This window comes from Candidatus Magnetobacterium casense (assembly GCF_000714715.1).
Taxonomy (GTDB): Bacteria; Nitrospirota; Thermodesulfovibrionia; order Thermodesulfovibrionales; family Magnetobacteriaceae; genus Magnetobacterium; species Magnetobacterium casense.
Genome location: NZ_JMFO01000053.1, coordinates 1 through 6102 on the forward strand (window position 1 = coordinate 1; position 6102 = coordinate 6102).

The following is a 6102-nucleotide window of genomic DNA, read 5'->3' on the forward strand; positions in this document are numbered from 1 at the left end:
GTAGTAGAGAGAGAGAGAGAGAGAGAGAGAGCAAGACCTGCGCCAAAACTGGGATATCCTGGTATATCAGGCTGAAAATAATCTCTCAAACGCATAAAAAAAACCTCCTTCTCCACATTCTTTACGATCATCGCAGAATCGCATTTAAACCTATAGCCGCGGCAGACGTTGTTCAACGGCAAGCTCAAGCGTTACCCTGCAGGTACAATCTCAACTGGGTTACCGACGTGGACCTCTTGATAAGCGCCCTGAATTCATCAAGTTTATCGACCTTATCAATACCCCTGAGTATATCCATAAGCTCCAGTCCCTCCGGACCATACTTGATTTCAAGCATCCCTTCTATCCCTTCCAGTTTGCCTTCCAGTTTGCCTTCCAAAATGCCTTCCAGCTTGCCTTCCTGTCTGCCTTTGAGTTCACCCTTTGTAAATATATCCTTAAAGAACTCGTATTCATCCAAATCAATTGTTATCGGCATGTTCAGTACCTCCTGTTTTACCTTGGCGGCCAAGTTTTTTAATCCGGCAAGATATAGCAATTTCCGTATATAATTCTCCCTTTTTCTGGGTTGTAACCGGTAGAGTTTAGCAAGAATCCTCTTTATCGCAACATCGGCATCGTCGAACCTGCACAGAATAGCCAATATGATATCATCAGGGTCATCACTGTCAATGAGTTGGTTGCCATCAAGAGTACGGGCGTCTATCAATTCGTAGGAATACTTTATTCGCTTAAACTCCATACTGCTTTTCATGTTTAATGGCTTATTGCCGATATACAAGACAACCTGTAACGGTAACTTCTTGTACTGGTTATATATGAACCCGGAATAGAGATACATACGCCCCAACATATCGCTGTCGTTTGACGATTGCATCTCAATGTGGGCTATATTGCCATCCGGCAGCTCAATCAGGATATCGACCTCCCTGATCTGAATATCGGGGAACTGGATATCTATGAATTTGCCCGTATCATACCCCGTCAGCAGCTTCAGAAACCTCCGCGGCGCATCTTTAACGATATCCTTCAAGACTATATCATACTTCTGGTGCATGACTAATATAATAATACCAAATGAGTGTCCATGTCAACAGTTAATTTTTGCACATAAGGTGAATTTATTTTGTCATATAAAATTTAGGATTATAAATAACGTAGCATAAATGTTTAGAACATTAGGGTTAAGAAAATGGGGTCAAGGGGACTTCTTCGCACCCGCCCCTGCCGTAAACCGCCCTCCTTCTTTTCTTTTTTTTGGTGTTACAGCGTAGAACAAATTTACCGTAGTTCATTGTGTATGTGCTATAATATAGTCCATGGCAATTGAAGGACACATTCTGGATAAGGTCGGTAACGGACTAAGGCTCGACGCTGCGGATATATTGTCGCTGTTTGAGTCGGACGACCTGTTTGCGATAGGCCAGGCAGCCTCCGAGGTAACGTACAAACTCCACGGCGACCGCGTGTATTATACGCGAAACCACCACATCAACCCGACAAACATATGCGTAAACCGCTGTAAGTTTTGTGCCTTTAGTCGCTCAAGTGGCCAGGCTGGGGCCTATGCCCTCACCATTGATGAGATAATCGAAAAGCTGCAGGCATCCCAACAACCCCTCGTGGAGGTGCATATTGTAGGTGGATTGCACCCCGATTGGCCATTTATCTACTACCTCAACCTGCTCTCTGCCATAAAGAAGCACTTCCCGCACGTACACATAAAGGCGTTTACGGGCGTGGAGATAGATTACCTCTGTAGGATAAGCGGACTGGGGCTGCGGCAGACCCTGCAGGCACTCAAGGCCCACGGGCTTGACACCATGCCTGGTGGTGGTGCGGAGATATTTGCGCCATCGGTCAGAGAGGTGCTCTGTCCCGAAAAGATATTCGCCCAGAGGTGGCTGGCAGTACACGAGGCCGCACACGAAATGGACATCAAGACAAACGCAACGATGCTCTACGGACACATAGAGTCATACCAGGACAGAGTGGAGCACCTCCTGGCGCTGCGGCAGTTGCAGGACCAAACCGGCGGGTTTCAGGCATTTATCCCCCTGAGCTTTCAACCGCATAACACCAGCATAGAGGCACCCTTTCCATCGGCAATTGACGACCTCAAGACGATTGCCATCAGCCGTCTGGCCTTGGATAATTTCCCGCACATCAAGGCCTACTGGATCATGCTGGGGGAAAAGCTGACCCAGACGGCCCTACTCTTTGGCGCTAATGACGTCGATGGCACCGTTATGGAAGAGAAAATCGCACACAGCGCCGGCACCGACTCTGCCCACATGCTCACCGTGACACAACTAAAACACATGCTGACACGGGCCGGAAAGGTCCCCGTACAGCGCAACGCCTTCTACGAGGAGATTGACTGAGAACGTTGTGTGTTTTTTGTTGTTAGTCTCTGAGTTGACCGTTGCCAAAGACTACGAATTTGTTGCATGTTAGTTCTTCGATCCCCATGGGGCCGCGTGCGTGTATCTTGTCGGTGGATATGCCAATTTCGGCGCCAAGGCCAAACTGTCCGCCGTCGTTGAGGCGCGTTGAGGCATTTACGAGCACTGCGGCGGAGTCCACCTCACGCAGGAATCTCATGGCACGTTGGTAGTTGTCCGTGACGATGGTGTCGGTGTGGTTGGAGCTGTAGGTTGCAATGTGCCTGATGGCATCATCCAGTGAATCGACGATGCGTATGTTCAGCTTCAGGGACAGGTACTCGTTGTAGTAGTCCTGCTCCGTCAGCGGGGATACCTGTGGGATGAGTCTTGTCGTCTGCGAACATCCCAGCATCTCTACGGAGGCCTGCCGGAAACGCTCCACCATGGCAGGCAGAAATTCCGCTGCTATGGTCGAGTCAACAAGCATCGTCTCCATCGCGTTGCACGTACCGGGGCGCTGAACCTTGGCGTTAAAACATATATCTTCGGCCATCCGGAGATTAGCGTGGGCATCGACAAATACATGACAGACGCCCTTGTAGTGCTTCAGCACGGGGATACGGGCGTTTTCAGTGACCGAGCGGATTAGCCCCTCCCCTCCTCGCGGGATGATCAGGTCTATGAGTCCTTCAAGCTTGACAAGCTCCATAACGGCTGCACGTTGCGTGTTGTCGATAAAGGTGACCGCACCGGCATGGAGTCCCTCTGAGGTGAGCGTTTGACGCAAGAGTGAGACTATTGCCATGTTTGAGTGTATTGCCTCGGAACCGCCCTTGAGTATAACGGCATTGCCTGCCATCAGGCACAATCCGGCAGCGTCGGCCGTGACGTTTGGACGCGACTCATAGATAATACACACAACCCCGATAGGTACACGCATCCTGCCAACCATCATGTCGTTTGGTCTGCGTTGCAGATTGGTGATCTCACCAACGGGGTCTTTAAGTTCCGCAACCTCTGTCAACCCCACGGCCATTTCCTCTATGCGTTTGTCGTTGAGGGTCAGGCGGTCGATCATGGCCTCAGACAATCCCTTTTCCCTGGCGGCGACAACGTCCCTGGCGTTTTCGGCGATGATGGCCGCCCTGTTGTTGCGGACTGCGTCGGCCATGCCAACGAGCACCCGTTTCTTTACATGACCGGAAGCCTTGGCCAGTTCACGTGCGCCATCCCGTGCCTCAAGCGCCTTGCCTGTAACGTATTCCCGTAAGTCCATAAAAAAATGCCTCCTGTTTTTATGCTTCAATAAGCAAGTCTATCAAAACCTGCTCCGTTTTGACAATACAGAGACTCCGGCAATGTGCGTCTCAGGGGGATGTAAAGGATTGCCAGAACTTACTAATTTACTACCAGCACAGAGTGAAGCAGGACAGCAGCCTTAGAGCTACAAAAGTTTTACAAGGGCCGCTATGGCCGCAGACTGGGCAACAAGCATAGCCGCTACCCACTTTATGATATCGGATTTAGCATCGGATATCTTACTGTCAAGCTTACCTTCAAGACCGGATATCTTGCCTTCCATATCGGAGAATCTTGCGTTGACCCTGCCTTCGAAGTCGGAGAGCTTTTTGTCAAACTTGACTTCAAGACCGGATATCTTGCCCTCCATATCGGAGAATCTTGCGTTGACCCTGCCTTCGAAGTCGGAGAGCTTTTTATCAAACTTGACTTCAAGACCGGATATCTTGCCCTCCATATCGGAGAACCTTGTGTTGACCCTGCCTTCGAAGTCGGAGAGTTTTGTGTCAAACTTGCCCTCCATATCGGAGAACCTTGTGTTGACCCTGCCTTCGAAGTCGGAGAGTTTTGTGTCAAACTTGCCCTCCATATCGGAGAACCTTGTGTTGACCCTGCCTTCGAAGTCGGAGAGCTTTGTGTCAAACTTGCCCTCCATATCGGAGAACCTTGTGTTGCCCCTGCCTTCGAGTCTTGCCAGGTCTTCTCTGACCTTTGCGACTTCCGCCCTGACCCCTGCGATTTCATCTTTTAGTTCCGTTTTTGTAAGCATCAGGTCTGTCTTTGTTGCAAGATGCTCCAGACTTGCGGATTGTATTTCAAGCAGGGCATCGGTCAGACTCTTAGCCTGTTCCTCAGAGAAACCGGCATTCCTAAGACTCTTGACCGTCTTAAATGTATCAAACATCACTAACATAACTTATCCTATAGGTATTTAGCATACAATATCAGCGAAATAAAAAGCAACCGGCCAGTATCTTTTCTTGTGTTAATGAGACACCAGCCGGTATGCCGTTACTTATCTATGGCAAGTGCCGACCATTGCCCTAATGGTTAAGGAGCTACCTTTTCATTTCTTTTCCTCTGTTTTTTCCGCTTTAGGTTCGCCTGAGGAGTCTTTCTTTTCCTCCTTGCCTGCCAACAGGGCTTCTATGCGCTTGATGTCTGCGCCCTGCACAACCTCACCATTTACAACCAGGTATGGGGTGCCGTTGATCCCGATAGAGGCACCGAGTTCGATAATTTCAGTAATTTTCTTTTCTATTGCCTCATCCTTGCAGACTTCAAATTTGTCATCGTCATGCTTTCCGGCCATGACCTCCTCGAGCGCCTTGCCCTTGTCATCGGAGCACAGGATGTACTTGGCCTTATCCATTGCCTTTGGGTGTATCTGCACCAGCGGGAACAGGAATACATACCTTGTAATGTCATCACGTTTGGACAGAAATTCGGAGAGCTTTCTGCAGAATGGACAGTCGGGGTCTGTAAACTCGATTACGGTACTCTTGCCTTTGCCTATCTTGAGGGCCTTATCCAGAGGTAAATCCTTTACCTTGGATGCCGCTATGGCATCTTTTCTTTCCCGTGTCAACATTTTGCCATCTTTGCCGCGTAACTCACCTAAGATCAGGATGCCGGTGTCAGGATGAAAATAAGCAATATCAGAACCAACTACTATCTCATAGACACCCTTCATCTCTGTCTCTGTAACCGTATCCACTTTTACCTTTGGAAATAGTTTGGTAAAGGCCTCCCTGGCAGCATTGTCAGTGTCCTTTGCGTAGGCCTGTGTCGATAACGCAAGGACAAATACACATAGCCACAGTGTTAATCTCTTGTACACGTTGTATCTCCTTCAAAAATTTTTTTTACCTCCCTGTTGGTCCGGTCCGGTTGCCACAGGTACAAATAATTTAGCAAAACCTTTGCGTTCTTGTCAAATCCCTTGAGCCTCTTGCAAAAAGAAATCAAAAATCCCTACAAATATCTACTCTCTCATCTTTAATGAGGTCTAAATTTTATTCACTCACATAAAAATCTCCAAATCTTCTATTTTATCGGACATAATTGCCAATTTGTTCTGATTTTAGACGCATTTCTCCCTCATAATGCTAAAACAACCTTTTTTTAGGTATCTTTTATCGTTTAGGTTATCAGTTTTAACATTTGATCGGCAAATAAGACAACAATTCCGATCATCAAGTGCATCTTTACTTTCATGCTTCCCCTTACCAAAACATTATTTCCACCAAATTCGGTCTTCAATCTACCATTGACTCTTTCGATTGTAGTACGTTCATTATATCTTATAGCCTCTGCAGTGGACATTTGGTAAAAACGCTGCCACGGCGAGGTATTTTTTGTCTTATTATTGGTACATGTCCAAGTATTTTTGCTTGTATCGTATATTGTTTTTGCG

5 protein-coding genes and 1 pseudogene are annotated in these 6102 nt (G+C 47.8%); 1 reads left to right on the forward strand and 5 read right to left on the reverse strand.

What is annotated here, in order from left to right; all coding sequences use genetic code 11:
• Window positions 1-184: 184 nt before the first annotated feature.
• The gene (locus tag Mcas_RS15660) at window positions 185-1057 is read right to left on the reverse strand and encodes an RpnC/YadD family protein (RefSeq protein WP_040336497.1); all 873 of its coding nucleotides are present in this window, start codon (window positions 1055-1057) and stop codon (window positions 185-187) included.
• Window positions 1058-1319: 262 nt separating this feature from the next.
• On the opposite strand from Mcas_RS15660, the gene mqnE reads away from it, so the two are divergent.
• Complete coding sequence (gene mqnE / locus Mcas_RS15665) at window positions 1320-2384, forward strand: aminofutalosine synthase MqnE (RefSeq protein WP_040336498.1); 1065 nt, start codon at window positions 1320-1322, stop codon at window positions 2382-2384.
• 22 nt (window positions 2385-2406) lie between these two features.
• Here the strand turns inward: mqnE and Mcas_RS15670 are convergent, their stop codons facing one another.
• The 4 genes and pseudogenes from Mcas_RS15670 to Mcas_RS18920 all read right to left on the reverse strand — a co-directional run.
• Window positions 2407-3663, reverse strand: coding sequence for a glutamate-5-semialdehyde dehydrogenase (locus Mcas_RS15670; protein WP_040336499.1), 1257 nt, complete (start codon window positions 3661-3663; stop codon window positions 2407-2409).
• Between the two features lie 168 nt (window positions 3664-3831).
• Complete coding sequence (locus Mcas_RS15675) at window positions 3832-4599, reverse strand: coiled-coil domain-containing protein (RefSeq protein WP_040336500.1); 768 nt, start codon at window positions 4597-4599, stop codon at window positions 3832-3834.
• 153 nt (window positions 4600-4752) lie between these two features.
• Window positions 4753-5526 (reverse strand): DsbC family protein, encoded by a 774-nt coding sequence (locus tag Mcas_RS15680; RefSeq protein WP_052567577.1) that lies wholly within the window; start codon window positions 5524-5526, stop codon window positions 4753-4755.
• Between the two features lie 302 nt (window positions 5527-5828).
• Window positions 5829-6102: pseudogene (locus Mcas_RS18920) on the reverse strand (hypothetical protein); the annotation flags it as partial.

Excerpts from the sequence above, each read along its gene's own strand:
- Mcas_RS15670 (WP_040336499.1), bottom strand. The coding sequence starts at position 3,663 with ATGGACTTACGGGAATACGTTACAGGCAAGGCGCTTGAGGCACGGGAT.
- Mcas_RS15660 (WP_040336497.1), bottom strand. The coding sequence starts at position 1,057 with ATGCACCAGAAGTATGATATAGTCTTGAAGGATATCGTTAAAGATGCG.
- Mcas_RS15675 (WP_040336500.1), bottom strand. The coding sequence starts at position 4,599 with ATGTTAGTGATGTTTGATACATTTAAGACGGTCAAGAGTCTTAGGAAT.
- mqnE (WP_040336498.1), top strand. The coding sequence starts at position 1,320 with ATGGCAATTGAAGGACACATTCTGGATAAGGTCGGTAACGGACTAAGG.